The organism is Mycobacterium sp. IDUB_9 (assembly GCF_055419505.1).
On sequence record NZ_JBVAXU010000010.1, the window covers coordinates 1 to 21,720 of the forward strand.

At 66.7% G+C, this 21,720-nt stretch carries 25 protein-coding genes and 2 pseudogenes; 13 read left to right on the plus strand and 14 right to left on the minus strand.

The features are described from left to right. Positions 1–158 (minus strand): annotated as a pseudogene (locus ACZY08_RS28215) (DUF732 domain-containing protein); the annotation flags it as partial. A 47-nt stretch (positions 159–205) separates the two neighbouring features. After that, complete coding sequence (locus ACZY08_RS28220; protein ID WP_463747916.1) at positions 206–1,366, minus strand: alkaline phosphatase family protein; 1,161 nt, start codon at positions 1,364–1,366, stop codon at positions 206–208. A 100-nt stretch (positions 1,367–1,466) separates the two neighbouring features. Here ACZY08_RS28220 and ACZY08_RS28225 point away from each other — a divergent pair, with 100 nt between their 5' ends. Continuing rightward, positions 1,467–2,021, plus strand: a complete 555-nt coding sequence (locus tag ACZY08_RS28225) for a hypothetical protein (RefSeq protein WP_463747917.1) — start codon at positions 1,467–1,469, stop codon at positions 2,019–2,021. 17 nt (positions 2,022–2,038) lie between these two features. Here the strand turns inward: ACZY08_RS28225 and ACZY08_RS28230 are convergent, their stop codons facing one another. Then, on the minus strand, positions 2,039–2,350 hold the full coding sequence (locus ACZY08_RS28230; protein ID WP_463747918.1) for a hypothetical protein: 312 nt from the start codon (positions 2,348–2,350) through the stop codon (positions 2,039–2,041). Positions 2,351–2,679: 329 nt separating this feature from the next. Between ACZY08_RS28230 and ACZY08_RS28235 the strand changes: the two genes are divergently transcribed. Then, on the plus strand, positions 2,680–3,894 hold the full coding sequence (locus ACZY08_RS28235) for an acyltransferase family protein (protein ID WP_463748065.1): 1,215 nt from the start codon (positions 2,680–2,682) through the stop codon (positions 3,892–3,894). 155 nt (positions 3,895–4,049) lie between these two features. Then, the gene (locus ACZY08_RS28240; protein WP_463747919.1) at positions 4,050–4,739 is read left to right on the plus strand and encodes an Rv0518 family GDSL lipase; all 690 of its coding nucleotides are present in this window, start codon (positions 4,050–4,052) and stop codon (positions 4,737–4,739) included. 8 nt (positions 4,740–4,747) lie between these two features. On the opposite strand, the gene ACZY08_RS28245 is transcribed toward ACZY08_RS28240, so the two are convergent. Next, the gene (locus ACZY08_RS28245; RefSeq protein ID WP_463747920.1) at positions 4,748–5,719 is read right to left on the minus strand and encodes a GlxA family transcriptional regulator; all 972 of its coding nucleotides are present in this window, start codon (positions 5,717–5,719) and stop codon (positions 4,748–4,750) included. A 141-nt stretch (positions 5,720–5,860) separates the two neighbouring features. On the opposite strand from ACZY08_RS28245, the gene ACZY08_RS28250 reads away from it, so the two are divergent. Further along, entirely contained in the window at positions 5,861–6,514 is a 654-nt protein-coding gene (locus tag ACZY08_RS28250) for an HD domain-containing protein (protein WP_463747921.1), read from the plus strand. A 27-nt stretch (positions 6,515–6,541) separates the two neighbouring features. Here the strand turns inward: ACZY08_RS28250 and ACZY08_RS28255 are convergent, their stop codons facing one another. Together ACZY08_RS28255 and ACZY08_RS28260 are read right to left on the minus strand one after the other, a co-directional pair. Then, complete coding sequence (locus ACZY08_RS28255) at positions 6,542–7,204, minus strand: MOSC domain-containing protein (protein ID WP_463747922.1); 663 nt, start codon at positions 7,202–7,204, stop codon at positions 6,542–6,544. A gap of 18 nt (positions 7,205–7,222) precedes the next feature. Next, on the minus strand, positions 7,223–7,474 hold the full coding sequence (locus ACZY08_RS28260) for a hypothetical protein (RefSeq protein WP_463747923.1): 252 nt from the start codon (positions 7,472–7,474) through the stop codon (positions 7,223–7,225). A 103-nt stretch (positions 7,475–7,577) separates the two neighbouring features. On the opposite strand from ACZY08_RS28260, the gene ACZY08_RS28265 reads away from it, so the two are divergent. Beyond that, entirely contained in the window at positions 7,578–8,543 is a 966-nt protein-coding gene (locus ACZY08_RS28265) for an o-succinylbenzoate synthase (RefSeq protein ID WP_463747924.1), read from the plus strand. 160 nt (positions 8,544–8,703) lie between these two features. Then, positions 8,704–9,027 carry a hypothetical protein gene (locus ACZY08_RS28270; protein WP_463747925.1) on the plus strand — a complete coding sequence of 108 codons (324 nt, stop codon included), beginning with the start codon at positions 8,704–8,706 and terminating at the stop codon, positions 9,025–9,027. 4 nt (positions 9,028–9,031) lie between these two features. Here the strand turns inward: ACZY08_RS28270 and ACZY08_RS28275 are convergent, their stop codons facing one another. After that, positions 9,032–9,925, minus strand: a complete 894-nt coding sequence (locus tag ACZY08_RS28275) for an aminoglycoside phosphotransferase family protein (RefSeq protein WP_463748066.1) — start codon at positions 9,923–9,925, stop codon at positions 9,032–9,034. 61 nt (positions 9,926–9,986) lie between these two features. Between ACZY08_RS28275 and tpx the strand changes: the two genes are divergently transcribed. Further along, positions 9,987–10,478, plus strand: a complete 492-nt coding sequence (gene tpx / locus ACZY08_RS28280; protein WP_463747926.1) for a thiol peroxidase — start codon at positions 9,987–9,989, stop codon at positions 10,476–10,478. Between the two features lie 56 nt (positions 10,479–10,534). On the opposite strand, the gene tenA is transcribed toward tpx, so the two are convergent. Continuing rightward, complete coding sequence (gene tenA / locus ACZY08_RS28285) at positions 10,535–11,218, minus strand: thiaminase II (protein ID WP_463747927.1); 684 nt, start codon at positions 11,216–11,218, stop codon at positions 10,535–10,537. Between the two features lie 336 nt (positions 11,219–11,554). Here tenA and ripD point away from each other — a divergent pair, with 336 nt between their 5' ends. The 3 genes from ripD to ACZY08_RS28300 all read left to right on the plus strand — a co-directional run bounded on the left by ripD (position 11,555) and on the right by ACZY08_RS28300 (position 14,155). Next, on the plus strand, positions 11,555–12,181 hold the full coding sequence (gene ripD, locus ACZY08_RS28290) for an NlpC/P60 family peptidoglycan-binding protein RipD (RefSeq protein WP_463747928.1): 627 nt from the start codon (positions 11,555–11,557) through the stop codon (positions 12,179–12,181). Positions 12,182–12,258: 77 nt separating this feature from the next. Further along, on the plus strand, positions 12,259–13,317 hold the full coding sequence (locus ACZY08_RS28295; protein WP_463747929.1) for a M48 family metallopeptidase: 1,059 nt from the start codon (positions 12,259–12,261) through the stop codon (positions 13,315–13,317). Between the two features lie 55 nt (positions 13,318–13,372). Beyond that, positions 13,373–14,155 carry a hypothetical protein gene (locus tag ACZY08_RS28300; RefSeq protein WP_463747930.1) on the plus strand — a complete coding sequence of 261 codons (783 nt, stop codon included), beginning with the start codon at positions 13,373–13,375 and terminating at the stop codon, positions 14,153–14,155. 4 nt (positions 14,156–14,159) lie between these two features. Here ACZY08_RS28300 and ACZY08_RS28305 read toward each other — a convergent pair whose 3' ends face one another. Genes ACZY08_RS28305 through ACZY08_RS28320 form a run of 4 tightly spaced genes read right to left on the minus strand, consistent with a single transcriptional unit; the run spans position 14,160 to position 17,972 of the window. Next, entirely contained in the window at positions 14,160–14,846 is a 687-nt protein-coding gene (locus ACZY08_RS28305; RefSeq protein WP_463747931.1) for a lysostaphin resistance A-like protein, read from the minus strand. Then, positions 14,843–15,475: a uracil phosphoribosyltransferase gene (upp, locus tag ACZY08_RS28310; RefSeq protein ID WP_463747932.1), complete on the minus strand. Its 633-nt coding sequence runs from the start codon at positions 15,473–15,475 to the stop codon at positions 14,843–14,845. Before upp ends, ACZY08_RS28305 begins: the two co-directional genes overlap by 4 nt. 8 nt (positions 15,476–15,483) lie before the next feature. Next, the gene (locus ACZY08_RS28315) at positions 15,484–16,701 is read right to left on the minus strand and encodes a URC4/urg3 family protein (RefSeq protein ID WP_463747933.1); all 1,218 of its coding nucleotides are present in this window, start codon (positions 16,699–16,701) and stop codon (positions 15,484–15,486) included. Beyond that, positions 16,698–17,972: a GTP cyclohydrolase II gene (locus tag ACZY08_RS28320; protein ID WP_463747934.1), complete on the minus strand. Its 1,275-nt coding sequence runs from the start codon at positions 17,970–17,972 to the stop codon at positions 16,698–16,700. Before ACZY08_RS28320 ends, ACZY08_RS28315 begins: the two co-directional genes overlap by 4 nt. Positions 17,973–18,070: 98 nt before the next feature. On the opposite strand from ACZY08_RS28320, the pseudogene ACZY08_RS28325 reads away from it, so the two are divergent. Continuing rightward, positions 18,071–18,438 (plus strand): annotated as a pseudogene (locus ACZY08_RS28325) (NYN domain-containing protein). A gap of 6 nt (positions 18,439–18,444) precedes the next feature. On the opposite strand, the gene ACZY08_RS28330 reads toward ACZY08_RS28325, so the two are convergent. Together ACZY08_RS28330 and ACZY08_RS28335 are read right to left on the minus strand one after the other, a co-directional pair. Continuing rightward, positions 18,445–20,022: a class I adenylate-forming enzyme family protein gene (locus ACZY08_RS28330; RefSeq protein ID WP_463747935.1), complete on the minus strand. Its 1,578-nt coding sequence runs from the start codon at positions 20,020–20,022 to the stop codon at positions 18,445–18,447. 45 nt (positions 20,023–20,067) lie between these two features. Then, positions 20,068–20,838: a DUF899 domain-containing protein gene (locus tag ACZY08_RS28335; protein ID WP_463747936.1), complete on the minus strand. Its 771-nt coding sequence runs from the start codon at positions 20,836–20,838 to the stop codon at positions 20,068–20,070. Between the two features lie 104 nt (positions 20,839–20,942). On the opposite strand from ACZY08_RS28335, the gene ACZY08_RS28340 reads away from it, so the two are divergent. After that, a complete protein-coding gene (locus ACZY08_RS28340; protein ID WP_463747937.1) occupies positions 20,943–21,275 on the plus strand; it encodes an ArsR/SmtB family transcription factor in 333 nt (110 codons plus the stop codon). Continuing rightward, complete coding sequence (locus tag ACZY08_RS28345) at positions 21,272–21,715, plus strand: SRPBCC family protein (RefSeq protein WP_463747938.1); 444 nt, start codon at positions 21,272–21,274, stop codon at positions 21,713–21,715. Before ACZY08_RS28340 ends, ACZY08_RS28345 begins: the two co-directional genes overlap by 4 nt. The last annotated feature ends 5 nt before the right edge of the window (positions 21,716–21,720 follow it).

The window sequence follows — 21,720 nt, forward strand, 5'->3', positions numbered from 1 at the left end:
CACATGATCTTGGCGATCCAGGCGTTGTAGTCACGCTGCCCGTAGATACCGAATGTGTGCAGCTCATTGGCGAAATCAGTATCAATCTCGGCATGTGCGGGAGCGGCGAAGGCGATTGCCGCCGCGGCACCGATCACTGCCAGCCCTGCAAGCTTCATGCGGTGAATCTTAGCCCATCTAAGCCTGTTTCGGGTGTGCGGTTCGCTCAGCCGATCGCCGACAGCAGCGGGACGTATTGCTCGGCGTGTGTCAGCGAACCGTGATGGCCGATCAATGCCGACTCCAGAGGTTCGGCATGGCGTCTCAGCAACGCGGCTGAGCCGCGCGCGGCAGCCACGACATCACCGATTCGGGGCCGGACGTCGTCACGTACCCGAGGTCCGAACCAACCCGTCGCGATGGCCTCCTCCCGAGACATCACCCACGCCGAATCTGCCAGGGTGGTGCGCCATGCGGTGAGAACGTCGTCGGCCGCACCGGCGGCGGTGTAGACGTGCCGGGCGCGGGCTTCGCCACCGACGGCGACCACCCCGTCGCGGAGCGGATCGCACTCGTCGATGTCCACCGCGGCCGCCGGGTCCACTGTGACCATGCCGTGGTCGGCGACCACGGTCAGCAGGCACTCCGACGGCAAGGCTTCGAGCACCGATTCCACCAGCCGGTCGACCTGCCGCAACTGCATCCGCCAGGCCGGGGAGCCGGGCCCGTGCAGGTGGCCCGTCAAGTCGAGGTCGGCGTGGTATCCGTAACAGAAGCCGCTGCCCGCGACGGCCGCGATGATCTCGGCAGCGAGATCGCCGAGGGCATGCACGCCGACGTAACGCCCGCCACGCAACAGCGCCCGGGTCAGTCCGGAAGTGGCGTGTTCGGCGCCCGATACGACCGAGACCTCGAACCCGGCGTCCCCGGCCCGTTCGAATGTGGTGGGTAACGGCTGGATCTGTTCGGGCACCACGCGGTCTCGAAGATCGGGTCCCCACGGATGGGGGCGCCACCGCAGCGCGTTGATCACATCGAATTCCGGTCCGGCCTCGGGCACCCGGAACGAGTAGCCGACAAATCCGTGCTCACCCGAGCGGTAGCCGGTGCCGATCGCCGCCAATCCCGCCGCCGTGGTGGACGGGAACCCGACGTGCAGTGTCCGATTGGCCGCCCGGTCCGACATGGCGGTGAGGACCGGCGCATCGGCGGCATGGGCGGCCAGCAGGTCGGCGCCGAGTCCGTCGATCAGCAGAACGCATGCTCCGCGGATGGGGCCGGGCCAGCTGATCCGCGCATCGAATCCCGGCGCGCCCATCGCGGTAAGCACCGACGGGACCACATCGGCCAGGTGGGGTGCATCGGGATCGGGACGCGCAGGCTCCACACCGCGAGCGTGCCACAGATCACGTCGGCGGGTTTGGCCGACGCAGACCTCGGCCCAAGGGCGCCCGACCACTCTGCTGTACCCGGTACGCTGGGTTTTCATGAAGCCGATGAGAGCCGTGATCCTCGCCGCCGCCCTGGTGGTGTCTGCAGGTGGGGCGTTCAGTGGCATCGCCAGCGCCGATCCGGACGCGCCGGCCCCCGTACCCGCGCCGGGCCCACCTCCGGGTCCTGTTGCCGCGCCCGGCCCTCCGCCGGGTCCCGCCGAAGCGGCCCCCGCGGCCCCTGCCGGCGGGAAGGCGATCGACCACGACGGCCTCTTCATGGTCGGTACCGATATCCAGCCGGGCAACTACGCCTCGGCCGGACCGGTCGAGGGCGGTACCTGCTACTGGAAGCGCATGGCCGATCTGCACGGCGGCGACATCATCGACAACGCGTTCAGCAAGAAGCCACAGGTCATCACGATCGAGGCCACCGACAAGGCGTTCAAGACCAGTGGTTGCCAGGCGTGGCAGCCAACCGACGCGGTCCCCGACACCCCGGCCAACGGCGCCATCCCGGCGCTGGTCGGTGGCGCCAAGCTGCGCTCGTGGATGGACACCTTGAACAACAACGCCCGCAACTATGACGGGTCGTCGGTGCCGATGCCCTGACGGCTCGGCACCGGTGATCAGCCGGGGAGCAACGGCGGCCGGCAGGCATTGCCGACCGGGTCCCACCACCAGCCGTTGTCACACATCGGCGGTGGCGACACCACCGGCGGGCGACACGTATTGGCAACCGGGTCCCACCACGCGCCGTTCTCGCACTCCAGTGGCACGACCGGCGGGCGGCACACATTCGCCACCGGATCCCACCATTCTCCGGCCCCACAGTCGGCCCAGCTGACTGCCGGTGTGGCGACCGTAACCGCTGCCATGAGACCGAACGGCGCCAATACCGCGCCGACGCCGGCGGCGCAGCGGCCGATGATGCTGGACATCTCAAACCTCCCGGGAGATCACGTAACCCGAGCCTATCGGCCGGCTGAGCTGGCTGCCAGCAATCGGACACGCCGCGTGGTCGCTGACCACGCCGATCCAGCGACAGTGCCGGCGTCGGCAGATGCGTTGCTGCACAAGATCACCCGAGCTGGTATTCGCGCACCCGGTCGTGTCCCCGGGGAAGTGCGCACCGCGCGGGGACCAAGCTCTGCAACGGCACGCTGCTAGTCTGCGAGAGCTGCCGGTTGCGCGAATCGCGGGCCGATCCGCCCGGCCAGCCGCGGCGGAAGCGTGACGGATCAGCTCAGTGGATACGGAAAAGGGTGTAGTGCGCGGCGCAGAGATCAAGGCCCTGACGGGACTGCGCATCGTTGCAGCGGTGTGGGTGGTTCTCTTCCACTTCCGGCCCCTGCTCTACCAGGTGGCCCCTGACGTCACCGAAGCGCTCGCCCCCGTCCTCGACCGCGGCGCACAGGGCGTCGACCTGTTCTTCATCCTCAGCGGATTCGTCCTGACCTGGAACTACATCGACCGGATGGGGCCGACCTGGTCCACGCGGGCCACGCTGCACTTCTTGTGGCTGCGGTTGTCCCGGGTGTGGCCGGTGTACCTCGTCACGCTGCACCTGGCTGCACTGTGGCTGATCTTCACCCTCAACGTCGGGCACATCCCACCTGAGGACACGAGTGGCTACAACGCCGTCAGCTATTTCCGGCAGCTGTTCCTGGTCCAACTGTGGTTCCAGCCCTACTTCGACGGCTCGAGCTGGGATGGGCCGGCATGGTCGATCAGCGCCGAGTGGTTGGCCTACCTGCTGTTCGGAGCGCTGATCCTGGTCATCTTCCGGATCGCCCGCGCCACCCGGGCGCGAAGTCTGGTCCTGCTGGCCATCGCCGCCGCGGTGCCGCCGGTCGTGCTCTTGATGGCCACCGGCCACTTCTACACCCCGTGGAGCTGGCTGCCCCGCATCGTCATGCAGTTCACCGCCGGTGCGCTGGCATGTGCGGCGGTTCGCAAACTGCATCTGACGGATCGGACCCAGAAGGGTGCGGGCTACCTCTCGATCTTGTTGGGTGCCGCCATCGTCGGCGGACTGTACTTCTTCGACAAGCACCCGTTGAACACGGTCGGCGATGCCGGCGGCATGGTCGACATCCTCTTCGTCCCGCAGGTTGTCGCGCTGGCGGTCGGCGTCGGGAGCCTGCCGGCATTGCTGTCCACCCGGCTTCTGGTCTACGGCGGACAAATCTCGTTCGGTCTGTACATGGTGCACGAGTTGGTCCATACCGCCTGGATCTGGACCACCAGGCAATTCGAACTGACCCTGACACCCACGCTTTCGGGTAAGGCGACGCTTCTCGGTCTGTTCGCGATAGCCGTGGTGGGCGCAGTCGCGCTGTACCACCTCGTGGAGGAGCCGGCCCGACGCTGGATGCGCAGGATGGTCGACATCCGGCCGGTCGAGCAGACGAACAAGAAACTGCACCGGATCGACACCGAGTCCGCAGACCGGTCCGACGAGGTTTCGGCCCGCGCGGGCTGACCGTTGTAACCATCCAAACTCGCTGCGCGACAGGTTGTTATGCCCTTGTTATCGCTGTGTCACCGGCCGCCTATCTACGGCCCAGGCTCACACCTTAGGCTGTCTCGGTATCGCGGTCCGGGACGAATTGGGTCTCGCCGGCAGTGGAGGTTGCAGTGGGTCGTCTGACCACTTTCATCGTCTCACTCGGCCTCACGGTCGGGCTTTTCGCGCAGCCTCCTCAGCAGCGCTACGTCACCTCGGGCCTAGATCCCCAGATCAACCACATCGCGGTGATCGGGGACTCCTACACCACGGGCATGCTCGCCGAGGGCGGCATGGGACCCAGGAACTGGGCGCCGCTGGCCTGGCAGAAACTGGCGCAACGCGGTGTGCAGGTGGACGCCGATGTGGTGGCCGAGGGCGGCGCCGGCTATGAGGCACGTGGAAACCACGGCAGCGTCTTCGCCGACCTGACACCGAGGGCGGTACAGCCCGACGACGCGTTGATTGTCTTCTTCGGGTCGCGCAACGACAAGGACGCCGATCTGGGTGTGGTCACCCGGTTGAGCCACGACGCCCTGACGACGGCACGTCAGTCCGCGCCGACGGCCCGGATGCTGGTGATCGGGCCACCGTGGGTGAACGCGGAGGTTCCGCCGAATCTGCTCGGTGTGCGTGACATCCTGCGGGATCAGGCCCGGCAGGTAGGGGCGACGTTCGTCGATCCGATCGCGGAGCGATGGTTCTTCGACAACCCGGAGTTGATTGGGGCCGACGGTATTCACCCGACCGACGCCGGCCACGCCTACATGGCGGACAAGATCGCACCGCTGATCGGCAAGGAACTCCCACGCTGGGTCTGAGCGCGGGCTCAGCTGCCGGACGTGGTGCGGAACCGGTCGCGGTAGGCCCTCGGTGACACCCCGAGGTGGTTGACGAACACCCTTCGTAGGGTCTCGGCGCTCCCGAACCCGGCCAGGCGGGCGGTTTCTCCGACGTGGCGACCTGCATCGAGGGCTGCTCGTGCGGCGTCGATCCGAACCGTTTCGACGTAGCGCGCCGGGGTGGTGCCGAGCTCCGCCTGAAACAGCCGGGTGAGTTGTCGTGTGCTCAACGAGGCCAGTGCCGCAAGGCTTTTCACGCTGTGGTCGGCAGTCGGGTCAGCCGCTATCGCGTCGGTGACCCTACGCAATGTCGACTCTGCCGGCGCGTCCGACTCGACCAACCTGGAGAACTGCGACTGGCCGCCCGCACGCTTGAGATACACCACCAGTGACCGTGCCACGTCGCGCACCAGGTCGGCTCCGCAATCCGATTCCACCAGCGCCAATGCCAGGTCGATGCCCGCCGACACTCCCGCTGAGGTGTAGATGTTGCCGTCCCGGACGAAGATCGCGTCAGGCTCGACCGAGATCGTGGGATACGCGCGCGCCAGCAGCCGTGCGTGCCGCCAGTGGGTGGTGGCCCGGCGGCCGTCGAGCAGTCCGGCCTCGGCCAGAAGGAAGGACCCGGTGCAGATCGACGCCAGCCGCCGGGTCCGCGTCGGTAGGTCGCGCAACGCTTCCACCAGACCCGGATCGATCGGCCGGCCCACGAGATTGTCTCCACCGGAGACCAATACGGTATCCACGCCATCGATCTCGGCGATTCGATCGGTCGCCGCGAACTCCGTGCCGATCGAGGTCGTGACGTCGGCGCCGTCGACCGAGGCGATCCGGAGGCGGTAGTGGGCGCCGAACCGGTTGGCCTCGGCGAAGACCTCGGCGGGCCCGGCGGCGTCCAGCAACTTCATCCCGTCGAAGACGACGATCACGATCTCACGGGGCCCCATAGCCTGCGCCATCTATCCATTGTGTCGCTTTTTGTGGGAAAGATGGCAGATCGGACATGGTCGGGGCGTTGGGCCGCGGCGCAGACTCGAATCACGCGAAGTGCACCCAGAGCGCCGAGCCAGGTAAAACCGTTATGAGACAAAGGGACCGACATGACAACGTCGACAGCCAACACCATCGCCGGAATCCAGCTCCCCGATACCGCGCTGGTTCGAGATACCACCGAATACATCCGCGACGTCGAGGATGACCTGCTGTTCCACCATTCGCGCCGGGTGTTCTACTTCGGTGCGCTACAGGGCCTGCGTCGGGGACTGAAGCCCGATCTCGAACTGCTGTACGTCGGTGCGATGTTCCACGACCTCGGGCTGACGGAGCGGTACCGTACGACGTCGCAACTGCGGTTCGAGGTCGACGGTGCCGAAGCCGCGCGGGACTTCCTGTTGCAGCACGGGTTCGACGATGCCGCCGCCCGCAAGGTCTGGCTGGGCATCGCGTTGCACACCACCCCGGGCGTCCCCGAGTTTTTGGATCCCGAGATCGCGCTGGTGAGCGCCGGTGTGGAAACAGATGTGCTGGGGATCGGCCTCGACAATCTGGCGCCGGGGGATCTGAGTGCCGTCACCACGGCGCATCCGCGGCCTGATTTCAAGAACCGGATTCTGCAGGCATTCACCGACGGGGTGCAGAAGCGTCCGGGGTCCACCTTCGGCACGGTCAACGCAGACGTGCTCGCCCACTTCGACGATTCGTTCGTGCGCGAGGACTTCGTCGAGGTGATTCTCGCGAACAAATGGCCGGAATAGCCTGTCCCACAGGCGAACCCCGGGTAATCAGGTCGAGGCGGTCCGGCGTTCGGCGAGCTCCCGCAGCGGGTCGGGGAGGGCGGCCGCGCGCAGGATCGCGGGCAGATGCTGTGGCTCGAGGGTCAGCGCACGGAACACGAATCCGACGGTGATGTCGTGGTCGGGCCGATCGGTCACCACGATCTGATCGCCGGAGGATACCGATCCGGGTGTCACCAGACGCAGATACGCACCTGGAATCGCCGCTCTGGTAAAGGTTTTGACCCATCCGTTGAGCTCCAACCAGTTGGCGAACGTCCGGCAGGGGATACGTGGCCGGGACACTTCGAGCTCGAGCCCGTCGGATCCGATGCGCCACCGTTCACCGATGACGGCGTTGGTGACGTCGATGCCCGCGGTGGTGAGGTTCTCGCCGAACACTCCGTTGGCGATCTCGCGGTCCAGTTCGGTCTGCCAGCCGTCGAGGTCTTCGCGTGCGTAGGCGTAGACCGCCTGATCGTCGCCGCCGTGGAACTGTTGGTCGCCGATCGTGTCGCCGACGAGGCCGCTGCCGAGCCCGCCGTGCATCGGGCCCGGCGCGCGGACCGCGACGGCCCCGTCGACGGGACGTTTGTCGATGCCGGTGACGGCACGCCCCTCGGCGGTGTTGGGTCGTGGATGAGCCACGTTCACCGTCAGTACCTGCGCCATGACGCCCAGCGTAATGGCTTAGAAAAGTGGTGTCGCAACGCCATTCGGAGCGGGTGGCGGGGGCGGAACCGGCAGGCACAGCCCGGTCGCGGTGTCGAGTTGCCTGCCCGGTACGCAGAACGGAGAACAACCGTTGGTGACGCCGGTTTCCCCGGGTTGGCATGCCGAGCTCGGGGCCGGCGTCACGATCGTGGCGACTGCCATCGATCCGGCTGACAGCACCGCGGCCGACACCACCGTGAATACCCCGCGCCACACTGCGCTCGTCATTGGCTGTCTCCTCATCGGCAGCACCGCTTCAGGACCTACGGGCGCAGTCTAAGCCGCGGGTTGTCCGCCCACGAGCGGTTCGGTCCGCTAGCGTCACGTGGTTGTGCAGACCCTGATCGACTTTGACCGTGCGCCGGTTTTCGCCATCCCGACCCTTGAGCCGGTCGGTGGGCTCACGGTGCGTGAGGGAATGCTCATCGAGGGGCCGCAGGGCTGGGGGGAGTTCAGCCCACTGCCGCACGAGCGTGCGCTGGGCCGCTGGCTCACGGCGGCCACCGAGCCGGGCACTGTCGGCTGGCCGGATCCGGTGCGTGGACGAGTACCCATCGCGGTCACCATTCCCGCCGTCGACGCCGCGCGGGCGCACGAGATCGCCGCCGCATCGGGTTGTCGGACCGCGGCGGTCGAGGTGGGCGCCGGGGGATTGGCGCAGGATGTCGAGCGGGTCCGGGCGGTGCGCGACGGGCTCGGCGCGGACGGCGTCCTGCGGTGTGACGCCAAGGGGCGGTGGGATCCGGACACCGCGGTCACCGCCATCGCTGCTCTCGATCGGGCAGGCGGGGGTCTGGAGTTCATCGCGCAGCCGTGCCCCACGATCGGTGAGCTGGCGCAGGTGAGGCGCCGGGTCGAGGTACCCGTCGCGGCCGGCGAGTCGATCCGCGAATCCGGCGACCCGATCGGCCTGCGCCTTGGCGAGGCGGCCGACATCGCCGTGCTCGCGACCGGGCCGTTGGGCGGAGCCCGGCGCGCGTTGCGCGTCGCCGAGTCCTGCGGGTTGCCCTGTGTGGTCACCTCGACGCTGGAGACGACCATCGGACTTGCGGCGGGGCTCGCGCTGGCGGGCGCGTTACCCCAGCTCGCGTTCGCGTGCGAGCTGGGGACCAGGCGATTTCTCGCCGGCGACGTCGTCGCGGATTCGCGTTCCCTGGTCGCGGTGGATGGCTACCTACCTGTCGCGCCGATGCCCCCGGCGCCGCAGCGCGACCGACTCGAGCAGTACGCCGTCACCGACCCGGCCCGGCTGGCGTGGTGGCGCGAGCGCCTGCAAAGTGCCATTACTGCATCGTGAACTGCCCCGATGCAGTATCGGGTGAGGCGACTCGGGAGCGGGAGCAGCAATCTTCACCGAACAGATTCAAGTAGCGCACTACGCATGTGCGCGACCTGGCGGCAACTCGAGAATCGACTTCGTCAGCTACCGCTGGCGGGGAGATCCAACGGAGGATGCCATGTCGTTGTTCGCGAAGCTGTCGGAACTTCGGGCGGTGAGAACCCAGGATTCCGGCGGAGCCGACGAGCTCAGCATCAGCCGAGCTGATGGGTTTCAGTTCAAGGCCGTCTCGATGTGCCAGGGGGATGTGGTGGATCTGGACCGGCTGCTGCCGTTCGACGGCCAGTTGGAGATCGTGTTGAGGGAGGTGGACGCCGGTACCGACGAGATGGAGGACGTCGGCTCGGTAGTCATCCGCTCCGACGAGTTGGGGCGCGGAGAGCTCACCCAGCAGGTCAGCGGCGCAGGCGCACTGTACGAAGTCACCTACAAGGTCATCTGAGGCGTCAGTCCTGCACCGCCTTGGCGATCGCCACACAGGTGGTCAGCCAGTCCGCGTCGGGTTCGGGCGTCTCGGTCAGCTCCCACATCGCGTTGTGCACCATCCGTACGATGACCCAGGCTCGGGCCCGGTCGACATCCAGGCCGGCAGCGTCGACCAGAGCCGACAACCGGCGCCGGACCCCGTCGCGAACGTAACCGGCCAGCTCCTCCCGTCGGTTCCACAGCATCGGCGCAACCGCGTAGTGCGGGTCCCCGTTCATCGGCTTGGGATCGATCACCAGCCATGGCTCGCGGTCAGCGGCGAGGACATTCTCGTAATGCAGGTCGCTGTGGATCAGGGTGCCGGTGGCGGCGGTATCGGTGGCCAGGTGCGTGCCGAGCGTGATCGCCTGTTCCACGAGCCGGCGCGGAATCGGGGCGTTGCGGGGGAGTCGCACCAGATCGGCCGTCCACTGTGACGTGCATTCGGCCAGCGAACGTAGCTGGGGCAGCGACGGAACATGGATCCGGCCGTACAGCTCGGCGACGATCTCACACGCCTCAATATCCCAGAGCTCATTGAGATTTCGTCGGTACAGCCGTTCCAGCAGCATCGTCCGCCGGTGTGGATCGGCCCGGAGCAACCGGACCGCTCCCGCACCTGCCCAACGTCGCAACGCGAGGTGTTCATGTTCGGACTCGTCGTCGGGGAAGGCCGCCTTGAGGACCGCGGGCACACCCTCTCCGGTGTGTACCGGCAGCACGATCGAGCAATGGCCGTGTTCAGCAGGTCCGTCGGCCCGCAGATCCCATTCGTCGAATTGGTCCCGAATCATGCGGGGCAAGCCGTCCACCCAGGACTGCCACTGCGGTCCTCGCCTGCCCATCGCGCGCACGGCCTCGGGCAGATCGATCATCGCGCCCATCGTCGCACCCCGGCCCGCCCGCCGAGCACCCGGTTTTGACAGACTGTGCTCCATGGCACAGATAACCTTCAAGGGAAACCCCATCAATACGGTCGGCGACCTGCCGGCAGTCGGTAGCCCGGCCCCCGGCTTCGCGGTCACCGGCACCGATCTCGGCACCGTCACCAACGACCAGTTCCAGGGCAAGTCGGTGCTGCTGAACATCTTCCCGTCGGTGGACACCGGGATATGCGCCGCCAGCGTGCGCACCTTCAACGAACGGGCGGCTGCCGCCGGGGCAACGGTCTTGTGCGTGTCGAAGGATCTGCCGTTCGCGCTGAGCCGTTTCTGCGGAGCCGAGGGCATCGAGAACGTCATCACCGCATCGGCCTTCCGGGACAGCTTCGGCGAGGATTACGGGATCACCATGACCGACGGCCCGATGGCCGGTCTGCTGGGACGCGCCGTCGTCGTCATCGGTGCCGACGGCAAGGTGGCCTACACCGAACTGGTGCCCGAGATCGTTCAGGAACCGAACTACGACGCCGCGCTGGCCGCACTCTGATCGTCGTCACCCTCCCTCACCGGCGCACCTCGCGCCGGTGAGGGACCGGCCGGCGTTCAGACCGGCCACTGCTCGCGGCGATGGGCCGCGTCGAAGAACATCCATTCGTATTTCGCCGTGACCTCGAAATGGGCTCGTGCGGCGGCCTCGTCCGCCCCGCCCAGCGTCGGCCCCAGCCGATCCGTCAGGTCGAGCACCTCGGCAACCGTGGCGGCGTACTCGTCACCGCCGTAGCTGTCGATCCAACGCTGATAGCGCCGATCGGGCGAACCGCGTTCCAGCAACGCCGTTCCGACCCGGGCGTAGATCCAGTAGCAGGGCAGGACCGCCGCCAGGCCTTCGGCGAACGTGCCGCTGTATGCGGTGGCCAGCAGATAACTCGTGTAGGCGCGTGTGGTCGGGGCGACCGGCGTCGCGTTCAGCGCTGCGATATCCAGCCCCAATTCCGGGAGCAGTTCGTTGTGCAGACCCAATTCGACATCGAAGACCTCGGCGGCATGTCGGGCGAACATCGCGGTGTCGGCCAGGGTGGGTGCCTTGGCGGCGACAATGGCCAACGCGCGGGCGTAGTCGCGCAGGTAGTGGACGTCCTGTGCCACGTAGTGAGCGAACGCCGCGCCGTCCAGGCTGCCGTCGGTCAGTCCGGTCAGGAACGGGTGGGCGAGGATCGCGGTGAACGTCGGCTCGATCGGCTCCCAGAGTCGGGCCGACCAGGATTGCGGATGCGCGTCGGGGTGCATGTCACCATCGTGTCAGGTGACCCGCAAACGTGGTGAACCCTCCCGGTGCACCATGTACCGCAACGATTTTCACGGCGGCGGAGTCAAATCGGAGCTGCCCCGCGAACTTTGCCCGCCGGCAGGCGCGCCGGTGCCCGGCGCGGACGGTGTCACCGGCGCCCCGACGTGCCGCGATAAGCATGTGCGGTAACTGTTCGGTCACAGTCCTGCATCTGATCGTCCCTGCGCCCCAAACTAATTGGGCAATCCTGGCGCCCAGGGGTACAAATGGTTGACCCGGCTGACAACGACCAGCGGCCGGTGTCGCCTTCCGGTGGTCGAGAGAGTTGATGTTCGATGAGACGTACCTTTGCCCTGGTGTTCGGTCTGGCATTTCTGGTAGCGGCTCCCGGACTGGCCGGCGCCGCACCGATCGAACGCCCCACCGGCAACCAGCGCTATGTCGAGCTTGTGATCGCCCGCGCGATGTCACAGCGCGGTGTGCCCTTCAGCTACGGAGGCGGGGACGTGAACGGGCCGACCCGTGGCGTCGCTCGCAGCCTTCCCGCCCCGGGCCTGGCACCCGCCACGCCGCAGCTCGCCGGCGGCGGTCTGACACCGGGTCTGTCGACCCCCGCGGTGACCGCGCATGTCGCTCCGGTGCTGACCCCGGGTCTCGGTGTCGCGCCGGATCCATCGGCGAATGTGGTCGGATTCGATGCCTCCGGCCTCATCGTCTACGCGTTCGGCGGAGTAGGGGTGAAGATGCCTCGGTCGTCCGGCGAGCAGTACAAGGTCGGGCAGAAGGTACTTCCGTCGCAGGCGCTGCCCGGTGACCTGATCTTCTACGGACCTGAGGGCACCCAGAGTGTGGCGCTCTACCTCGGCAACAACCAGATGATCCAGGGCACCGAGCCCGCTGTCGCCGTCACACCCGTGCGCGCCGAGGGCATGACACCGTATTTGGTCCGCATCATCGCCTGACCCCGTATTGGTGCGCCTGAGACGGCTCAACCCTCCGTAGGCTTTGAGCTGTCGACGAGGAAGGGCGCTCAGCACCGATGGAACAGATACCTGCGACTACGCGGACGGTTTTTGCGGGCATCAGCTCGCGGGCCTGGGAGCATCCGGCGGACCGGACCGCGCTGACCGCGCTCCGTCGGCTCAAGGGATTCGATCAGATCCTCAAGGTGCTGTCGGCCATGCTGCGCGAACGCAAGCACCGGTTGTTGTATCTGGCGAGTTCGGCACGGGTCGGTCCGCGGCAGTTCGCCGATCTGGATGCGCTACTGGACGAATGCGTGCAGGTTCTCGATGCCCCGGTACGTCCGGAGATGTTCGTGATTCAGGCGCCCGAAGCCAACGCCTACTGCATCGGTATGGACGATCCGTTCATCGTCATCACCTCCGGCATGTACGACCTGATGTCGCACGACGAGATGCGGTTCATCATCGGTCACGAGCTCGGCCACGCGCTCAGCGGCCATGCCGTGTACCGCACGATGCTCAATCATCTGCTGCGGCTGGCTTCGTCGTTCGGCTTCATCCCCCTGGGGGGCTGGGCCCTGCGGGCCATCGTCGCCGCTTTGCAGGAATGGCAACGCAAATCCGAACTTTCGGGGGACCGGGCGGGTCTGTTGTGCGGGCAGGACTTCGACATGGCGATCCGGGTCGAGCTCAAGCTAGCGGCGGGCAGCCATCTCGAGAAGCTCGACTCGCAGGCGTTCCTCGCCCAGGCGCGTGACTACGAGGCGACCGGCGATATGCGCGACGGACTGCTCAAACTTCTGAATCTGGAGATGCGTACGCATCCGTTTTCGGTGCTCCGGGCGGCGGCGCTGACCAAGTGGGTTGATACCGGCGGATACGGGGCGATCATGGCGGGTGATTATCCGCTGCGGTCCGACGATGACACGGCCAGTTGGAACGACGATGTCAGCGCGGCGGCCCGTCATTACAAGGACGGTTTCGACCAGTCCGAGGATCCGTTGATCCGCGGGATCCGGGACGGCCTGGGCGGCGTGGTCGACGGAGTCGGCCAGGCCGCGACCAGTGCGGCCGACGCGATGGGCCGCAAGATCTCCGAGTGGCGTCGCAACAACAGGCCGGGCGAAGAGTAGCGGGCCGACGGGTGATTGCCGTCGGGCCTACGGTAAGCCTCTAGACTAGGCGGCCGTGGGCATCCTGTTTGGCTTCGCGCCGTGGATCATCTATTGGGTACTCGTCGGCAACGTGCCGTTCCTGGTCGCCGTGCTGGTGGCGCTCGCGGCGGCGATCGCCACCTTCACGATCAGCCGCATCTCCGGCGCGCCGGGCCGCACTCTCGAGGCCGGCGCGCTCGCCACCTTCGTGGTCCTGACGATCTTGACCCTGGTACTCAACCAGGACGTGATGGAACGCTGGATGCAACCGCTGAGCAACGCGGGCATCTTCCTGGTCGCGTTGACCGGGTTACTGCTCGGCAAGCCCTTCGTGCTGGAGTTCGCGGCGGCGGGCCAGCCCCCGGGGGTCGTGGAAAGTGATCTGTTCCAACAGATCGTGAAGATCCTCACCTGGATCTGGGTGGGTGCATTCGCCGGAATGACGGTCTCTTCGGTGATCCCGCCGATCGTGCAGGGCGACGCCACGATTCTGGACACCAAGTCACCGCTGTCGTTCATCTGCTACTGGGTCATCCCGTTCACGCTGCTCGGTCTGGCGGCGCTGGCGTCACGCGTCCTGCCCGACCGAATGACGGCGGGCATGAACGACATAGTGCGCAAGACCACGTTCGTGGCATTTTCCGAAGCTGAGATCGACCAGCTCTACTACCTGGCTCAAGAGCACGCCAATCGCGAGGTCGGCGCGGGACAGGAAGCCTATGACGTTCGGGTGGGAGGTTCGGGAACGCCGTTGGTGGGCGATGAATCTCGCATGTCGTGGCCCTCGACGTACAAGGTGCGCGATCGCAAGAGGTAGCACCTCAGCGGGCCGGCATCATGCCCAGCAGTCCGAACATCATGACAAGGCCCGGCAGCAGGTTGGTCACCTGGTGGGCGATGATGCCGCCCCACAGGCTTCCGGAGTACAGCCGCGCCAATGCTATCGGGATGGCGACCACCAGCAGCAGCGGAGCCCGCTCGGGTTCCAGGTGGGCCATGGCAAATACGAGGGTGGACACGACCACCGCGACGATGCGCCCCCACCGTTGCTCGAGCGCACCCCACAGCAGTCCGCGATACACCACCTCCTCGCAGATCGGTGCGATGAACGCGACGAGCAGCAGGACGACCACCGCCAGCGGCCACCCGGTCCGGACGCCTTCGTAGACCCCGCCGACGGCCGAGGTCGCGTCGGGTCCGACGATCGACTGGTAGAGCAACGCGGCCGGCAGTGTGACGAACAGCCCGCCGATGCCGAATGCCAACCCGAGACCGACTGCACGCCAGGACCACTGCCATCGAAAGTCGATGCGGGCACCGTTGCCGCGCCATTTCGCGATGGCGACGGCCAGCGTCGCGGCGACGAGTGTGGGCACCCCGATCGCCAGCGTGATCAATTCGGCCGGCGGCGGGCCCGGGGGTGCGAACACGCCGAACGCGGCCGAGGCGAGCAGATAGACGGCCTCTACGACGACGAAGGCGCCGAGGCCCCAGCGGTGTGCGCTCACTTGGTCCCGAAGATCCGGTCACCGGCGTCGCCGACGCCGGGGACGATGTAGCCCTGCTCGTCGAGTTCTCGGTCGAGTGCCGCGGCGTAGATGGGGACCTCCGGATGCGCCTGATGCATGGCTGCGACGCCTTCCGGACACGTCAGCAGGCACACGAACTTGATGGATCGGGGCCCGTATTCCTTGATGCGGTCGATGGCGGCGACGGCCGAGTTGCCGGTGGCCAACAGCGGGTCGACGACCACCACGTCGCGCTCGTGGAGGTCACTGGGCAGCTTGCAGTAATACTCGACGACCACCCGGGTTTTCGGATCCCGGTACAGGCCGATATGGCCGACCCGGGCATTCGGCATCACACTGAGCATGCCGTCCAGGATGCCGCTGCCGGCGCGCAGAACGGACACGAACACCAATTTCTTGCCGTCGATCACGGACCCTGTGGTGGACTCCAAGGGCGTCTCGACGTCGATGTCGTGTACCGGGATGTCGCGCAGTACCTCGTAGCTCATCAACATCGAGATCTCATTGAGCAACTGGCGAAATCCTTTGGTGGACACGTCCTTCTGCCGCATCAGGGTCAGCTTGTGCTGCACCAGCGGGTGGTCGATGACATGCAGGTTGCTGCCCATCTGCCCTCCTAGAAGACCGTGCCGTCGCTGACAACGGACAGGGGAGGGCGGCCGTCTCGCAGGTGCGCGGCGAGCGCCCGCCCGGCGGCCCACGTCCCGCCCTCCAGCACGCAGGCCAGAGGCAACTGCGAGGCCCCGAGATGGCCGCGGATGAGCGGAGCCAGTTCATCGAGCAGCGCGACGGTCAGGGCCCGCCACTCCACGACGAGCTCGTCGTTCACCGCCCAGTCCGACTGCGCGAGTACAGGATCACGTAACCGCAGCACGCCGGTGTCGAGCAGCAGGCCGCCGTTGCGATACTCGGGCAACCCGGTCAGCGCGTTCAGATCGGTGACTGCAATGCCCGCCCACTCGAACGGCTCCAGGAGTGAGTAGGTCAACCACTGAGACAGTTTGTGAAACGGCATCCATCCGCGGGAGAGGCCCGGACCGGGTACTGCCCGGTGCCGCCAACAGTCACCGAGCGGTTGACCCGCGATGGCGTTGCCGGTGAGCCACACTCCGGACAGTGTGTTCAACACCGTGGCGAGGAGATCGTGGGCGGCGATGGACGGGCCGGTCGCCGTATCGAACAATCTGCCGGGACGGCCATCCGGACCGAACACGTCGGGGCGAGTGGCCAATTGCGTCCCGAGGCGATGCAACAGCTGAACGCGACCGGCGAGACCGACCAGTGGATTTCCGGGATTCACCTGAAAGGCCGCGGCCAGGCTTTCGACGTCGAGGCGGCGCAACGCGGCGGCATCGACCCGCAGCGGATCGCCGGGGTCGATGGAGAACATGCCACCGCAGAAAGCGTGCCAACTGGCAACGCCCAATCCTTCCGAGCGGGTCAGATCGAGGCCGGTATCGGATTCGACGTAGTGCCAATCAGTTCCGGCGCCGGCGTCGAGCAAGACGCTCACCACGGTCAGGTCGATCATCGAGCGGGCCCGGGCTGCAGTATCCAAATCGGCTGTGTGCGATTCCAGTTGAGCGCGGCGATCCACGCCTCCGGCCTCGAAATGTCGCCACCTGCTGTGGTAGGGAATGGCAAGTGTGGGGTACCGGGTACGGGTGACGTCAGCGACCTCGGCCGCTGCCTGGTCCAGCGCTTCCTCGTCGACCAGAAACCAGGCGGAGCCGCCGTCCCGGGCGCGCTGCAGAAGATGTTGAGCCCGTTCACGGATCGCAGACGTGGTGCGCAGGGCCGCGACGGCCGCCGAGCTGTCCAGGGTTGTGGTCATGGCATGAGCCCGCGACCCTTGGCCATCTTGAGTTCGTAGATACCCGGGACCGGTCCGGGGGTGAAATAGCCGGCGGCCGTCTTCGCGTCGATCTCGACCCGGGCATCGGCCGGGATCAGCTCGTCGGGAATGTTGACCCGTTCCCCGACCTCGATCCCCGAACCGGTGATCGCGTCGTATTTCATGTTGCTCATCGATACCAGACGATGGATCTTGCGGACGCCGAGCCAGTGCAGGACATCGGGCATCAGCTCTTGGAACCGCATATCTTGCACGCCCGCCACGCATTCGGTGCGGGCGAAGTACTGGTCGGCGGTGTCGCCGCCCGCCTGGCGTTTGCGGGCGTTGTAGACCAGGAATTTGGTCACCTCGCCCAGTGCGCGTCCTTCCTTGCGTGAATAGGCGACCAAACCGACCCCGCCACGCTGGGCGCCGGCGATGCATTCTTCGATCGCATGTGTGAGATAGGGCCTGCAGGTACAGATGTCGGAGCCGAAGACATCTGAACCGTTGCACTCGTCGTGTACCCGTGCAGTCAGTTCGACCCTCGGATCGGCCAGATCGCTTGGCGCGCCGAATATGTAGAGGGTCTGCCCGCCGATGGGGGGCAGGAACACCTCGAGATCACCACGAGTGACGAGCTCTGGGTACATGCCCCCGGTCTCCTCGAACAACACCCTGCGCAGTGTGGTCTCCGTGCAGCCGAATCGGGCTGCCACGCCGGGTAGGAACCACACCGGCTCGACGGCGGCCTTCGTCACCAATGCCGCACCGCTCTCCAACAGCACCCGGCCATCCGGGTGCAGGCGCCCGGCGGCGATGGCCGCGGCGATCTCCGGCACGATCACGTGAGCTTTGGTGACCGCGATGGTCGGCCGGATGTCATAGCCCGCGGCCAGTTCGGCGGCGAACGCGTCGGAGACCATCGCGCCCCACGGATCCAGGCTGACGATCGCCTCCGGTCGACTCCACTGTGGATACGGCCCGATCACGTCCGTGGGGGCGGTGTTCGTCAGATCGGCCCGGTGCTCCGGCGAGAGCGCGCCCGCGGCAACAGCCAAGGCCCGGTAGACGCTGTACGAGCCGCTGTGGGTGCCGATCACATTGCGGTGCGCGCGTGTGGTGGTGGTGCCGATCACCGGACCGCGCTCGGCGGCGCTCGGTGCCGCCCACTGGATCGTCGGGGTACCCGCGACAGCGCTGTGGGACGTCAACCGGATGTGGCGGGCCTTCGCCGGCTCCGCGGACGCACCACCTGATTCGGCGACCATATCGGTGCTCCTTCCTCCGCGCATGCGCCCGGCTGAGACAGTCCAGTCAACTCCGATTCGGCAGGTTCTGCATGCGGTGTGCCCGTACCGTCGATCGGGTGCGCTGGATAGTGGACGGCATGAACGTCATCGGCACCCGGCCTGACGGTTGGTGGAAGGACCGCCACGGCGCGATGGCCGGTTTGGTCGAGCGGCTCGAGCGTTGGGCCGCGGCCGGGGACACCCGGTGACGGTCGTGTTCGAAGGGCCGACGACGCCACCCATCGAGTCGGGAGTCATCGAGGTGGGTCACGCTCCGCGGGCCACCGCGAATTCCGCGGACGACGAGATCGTGCGGTTGGTGCGGGCTTCTCCTCGACCGGACGAGATCACCGTGGTGACTTCGGACAGCGGGCTGGCCGCGAGGGTCCGCGGGGTGGGCGCGCAGGTTCAGCCGGCCGCCGGCTTCCGCGAGCTGATCGAGTGATTCTGACTACTGTGCGGGGCGTTGTGCGGGCTGAAGTCGTTTGGCCTCGATCTCTCCGTCGATGATCAACTGCCGCAATGTTTTCCGGTCGAACTTTCCGCTGGGCAGGGTCGGGATCCGTTCGCTGTCGGTCAGCGCCCAGCGGGTAGGCACCTTGTAGGCGGACAACTGTTCCCGGGTGTAGGCGGCCAGGGCCGGCAGGTCGAGTTCCGCCGCGGGCACAACGACCGCGCAGACCTCCTCGCCGCGGTGTGGGTCGTCGATGCCGACGACGACGCATTGCGCGACGCCGGCGTACTCGGCAATGACAGCCTCGACCTCTAACGGGGACACGTTGGCCCCGGCGGCCTTGATCAGATCAGTGGTGCGCCCGACGTAGAACAGCCGGGGATCGCCGTCGCGCCGGTACACCTGGTCGCCGCTGTGATACCAGCCGTCGGCGTCGAACGTCTCCGACCGTTCGCGCTTGTTGTAGCCGGCCATCACCCCGATACCTCGGACCAGGAGTTCGCCGGTGTCCCCGGGCGCCACCGGGATGCCGTCGTCATCGACGATGACCATGTCGGTGAAGGCGAAGCCGCCTGCGGTCTCAGACATGGTGCGGTGCACCGGAAATCCGTCGGGTACATCGGTCATGGCGATGTCCAGCGGGCCCTCGCGCAGCATCGGTGCACTGCTCAGATCCCGGTCGGCGAACGACGGATGATCGCGCAACCGCTGCGTGAACGCCGGCCAGCCCACGATCCCGGTGATCCGTTCCCGCTCGGCCAGGTCCAGCGCGGTTTCGGGTTCCAGTTTCGGCAACACCACCAAGCTGACGGGTTCATGCAGGGCCCCGGTCACCGCGAGCAGTCCGCCGATCCAGAAGAACGGCATCGCGCACAGCACCCGAGACTCGTCCTGCGAGCGGGTGATGGCCCGGATGGCGGCGGGCCAGGTCGAGGTTTGACGCACGAGGGTGCCATGGGTGTGCAGGACACCTTTGGGATCGGCAGTGGATCCGGACGTGTGCACCATGATCGCGAGGTCTGCAGGGGACACCTCGGCTTCCGCGGCGGCCAGGACGTCGGCCGGCACGCCGTCGCTGGTTTCATCGCGGCCGCGCGACGCCCAGGCCCGGTCCGCCGAGCCGATCATCGCGATGCGGCGCAGATAGGGAGCGGCGCGCAGGGCCAGCCGGCTCGTGGACTGGCCGGACAGTTCGGGCAGGGCCTTCTCCAGCCGTTCGGCGACATCGATGTTCAGCACCGAGTTCGGCGCGATGAGCAGCCCGATGTCGGACAGGCGCAACACCTTTGCGATCTCGGCCGGCGCGTACATCGTGCTCAGTGGCACCGCCACCGCCCCGATTCGCGACACCGCGAGCCACCACGTCACCCACTCGGAACCGTTGGGGAAGAACAGGCCGACACGACTGCCTTTGCCCACTCCTTCGTGCAGCAGCCATCGCGCCAGCTGCGCGGACCGATGCTCGGCCTCGAGGTAGGTGAGTCGATCGGTCGGCGTGACCAGATAGACGGACTCGCCGAACTCGGCGACGCTGTGGTGCAGCAGAGCGGGGATGGTCAACGGGGATTGCGTCACCTGCCCATCTTCTCCAATGGATGTCGCCGGTCTACTCGAGGTGGGTCAGCGACTCCCACAGGCGGCGCAGTCATCACGTGGCGGACGTGGATCGTGCGCGTTGTCGGGGTCGGGGGCACCGAACCACCGCGACGGTTCGTGCTCGGGATAGGCGTCGTGCCAGGACCACCACTCGTAGGGCTTGGTCTGCGGGTATCCCGGTGGCGAGTCCTCCCAGTTCTCCTGGCGGCCCAGCGCGGTCATGTCCAGGAAGTTCCAGGTGTTGACGAATGCCTCGTCGCCCCGGTCGTTGATGAAGTAGGTGCGGAAGACCTGGTCGCCGTCCCGGATGAACGCATTGGTGCCGTGCCATTCGTCGACGCCGAAGTCCACGTCGAACTCTGCGCCTGCCCGGGGAACCATGGTGTACCAGGGATGGCTCCACCCCATGCGCGTCTTGATCCGGGCGATGTCGGTCTGCGAACCGCGTGAGGCGTACACAAGGGTGGTGTCCCGGGCGTTGAGGTGGGCCAGGTTGCCGATGTGGTCGGCCATCAACGAACAGCCGACACATCCATGGTCTGGCCAACCGTGCACATCCGGGTCGAGGAAGGCGCGGTAGACGATCAGCTGGCGACGCCCGGCGAACAGGTCGAGCAGGGTCGCGGTGCCGTCAGGGCCTTCGAACTCGTAATCCTTGGTCACCGGCGTCCACGGCATGCGCCGGCGCAGCGCGGCGAGTCGGTCCCGCGCGTGGGTGAATTCCTTTTCTTTGACCAGCATTTCGTCAAGTGCGGCTTGCCATTCCGTTGCCGGCACGATCGGTGGGGTCTTCATTTCTGCTCCCGTCGTCGGTATCTTGCGGCGTTCCCAAAATATTCAACAACTCAGTTGAATAACCTTCCTCGAGCGAACCACGGCTCGCGGCTATAGTCAACAATGTGGTTGAAGATCAAGTTCTGGACCGCGCATATTCGGCCCTGGCCGATCCGACACGTCGGCGGCTGCTGGAGACCCTGCGTCAGGGTGACGCCCGGATCAGCGACCTGGCCGCCCCGTTGCCCATGACGTTCGCCGGGGTGTCGCGGCATATCGGGGTGCTGGAAGCCGCCGGTCTGGTGCAGCGCGAGGTCCGTGGACGCGAGCACTGGGTGTCGCTCAAGCAGGACGGGTTGACGATGGCCCAGCAGTGGATGAGCGAGCAGACGGACTTCTGGTCGACGCGCGCCGATGCGTTGGCCGCACGGTTACGGCGGAAGGCGGATCCTCGATGACCGAGGCGGCGACGGTCCGCGTGCGGCGGCTGATGCCCGCGGCCCCGGAGTTGGTGTTCGACCAATGGCTCGATGCAGAGTCGCTGCGGGAATGGATGTGTCCGCGCCCGGTGCGGTGCGTCGAAGTCGTGGTCGAACCCCGGGTCGGGGGGCTGGTGCGCTTCGACGTCGACGATTCCGGTACCGGCGTCCTCATCACGGGCCAGTTTCTGACCATCGATCGCCCCCGCGTGCTGCGCTTCACCTGGAGTAACTCGGACTGGGTCGATCCGACCGTGACCAGCATCGTCAACGTCGAATTCGAGCCGGCCGGCGACGGGCAGACGATGATGTCGATCGAGCATTCCCTTTTGCCGCCAGAGGAATTCGACAGCTTCCACAACGGATGGATCCTCACTTTCGAGCAGCTGGGAATCCGCCTCGAGCGCGCCGCGACCTAAACTGC

Bases quoted from the DNA above. Each gene is read 5' to 3' on its own strand.
- ACZY08_RS28270 (WP_463747925.1), top strand. From the start codon at position 8,704: ATGTCGTTGTTCGCGAAGCTGTCGGAACTTCGGGCGGTGAGAACCCAG.
- ACZY08_RS28260 (WP_463747923.1), bottom strand. From the start codon at position 7,474: ATGACGAGCGCAGTGTGGCGCGGGGTATTCACGGTGGTGTCGGCCGCG.
- ACZY08_RS28295 (WP_463747929.1), top strand. From the start codon at position 12,259: ATGGAACAGATACCTGCGACTACGCGGACGGTTTTTGCGGGCATCAGC.
- ACZY08_RS28255 (WP_463747922.1), bottom strand. From the start codon at position 7,204: ATGGCGCAGGTACTGACGGTGAACGTGGCTCATCCACGACCCAACACC.
- ACZY08_RS28320 (WP_463747934.1), bottom strand. From the start codon at position 17,972: ATGGTCGCCGAATCAGGTGGTGCGTCCGCGGAGCCGGCGAAGGCCCGC.
- ACZY08_RS28335 (WP_463747936.1), bottom strand. From the start codon at position 20,838: ATGAAGACCCCACCGATCGTGCCGGCAACGGAATGGCAAGCCGCACTT.
- ACZY08_RS28345 (WP_463747938.1), top strand. From the start codon at position 21,272: ATGACCGAGGCGGCGACGGTCCGCGTGCGGCGGCTGATGCCCGCGGCC.
- ACZY08_RS28250 (WP_463747921.1), top strand. From the start codon at position 5,861: ATGACAACGTCGACAGCCAACACCATCGCCGGAATCCAGCTCCCCGAT.
- tpx (WP_463747926.1), top strand. From the start codon at position 9,987: ATGGCACAGATAACCTTCAAGGGAAACCCCATCAATACGGTCGGCGAC.
- ACZY08_RS28275 (WP_463748066.1), bottom strand. From the start codon at position 9,925: ATGATCGATCTGCCCGAGGCCGTGCGCGCGATGGGCAGGCGAGGACCG.
- ACZY08_RS28225 (WP_463747917.1), top strand. From the start codon at position 1,467: ATGAAGCCGATGAGAGCCGTGATCCTCGCCGCCGCCCTGGTGGTGTCT.
- ripD (WP_463747928.1), top strand. From the start codon at position 11,555: ATGAGACGTACCTTTGCCCTGGTGTTCGGTCTGGCATTTCTGGTAGCG.
- ACZY08_RS28245 (WP_463747920.1), bottom strand. From the start codon at position 5,719: ATGGCGCAGGCTATGGGGCCCCGTGAGATCGTGATCGTCGTCTTCGAC.
- ACZY08_RS28230 (WP_463747918.1), bottom strand. From the start codon at position 2,350: ATGTCCAGCATCATCGGCCGCTGCGCCGCCGGCGTCGGCGCGGTATTG.
- tenA (WP_463747927.1), bottom strand. From the start codon at position 11,218: ATGCACCCCGACGCGCATCCGCAATCCTGGTCGGCCCGACTCTGGGAG.
- upp (WP_463747932.1), bottom strand. From the start codon at position 15,475: ATGGGCAGCAACCTGCATGTCATCGACCACCCGCTGGTGCAGCACAAG.
- ACZY08_RS28315 (WP_463747933.1), bottom strand. From the start codon at position 16,701: ATGACCACAACCCTGGACAGCTCGGCGGCCGTCGCGGCCCTGCGCACC.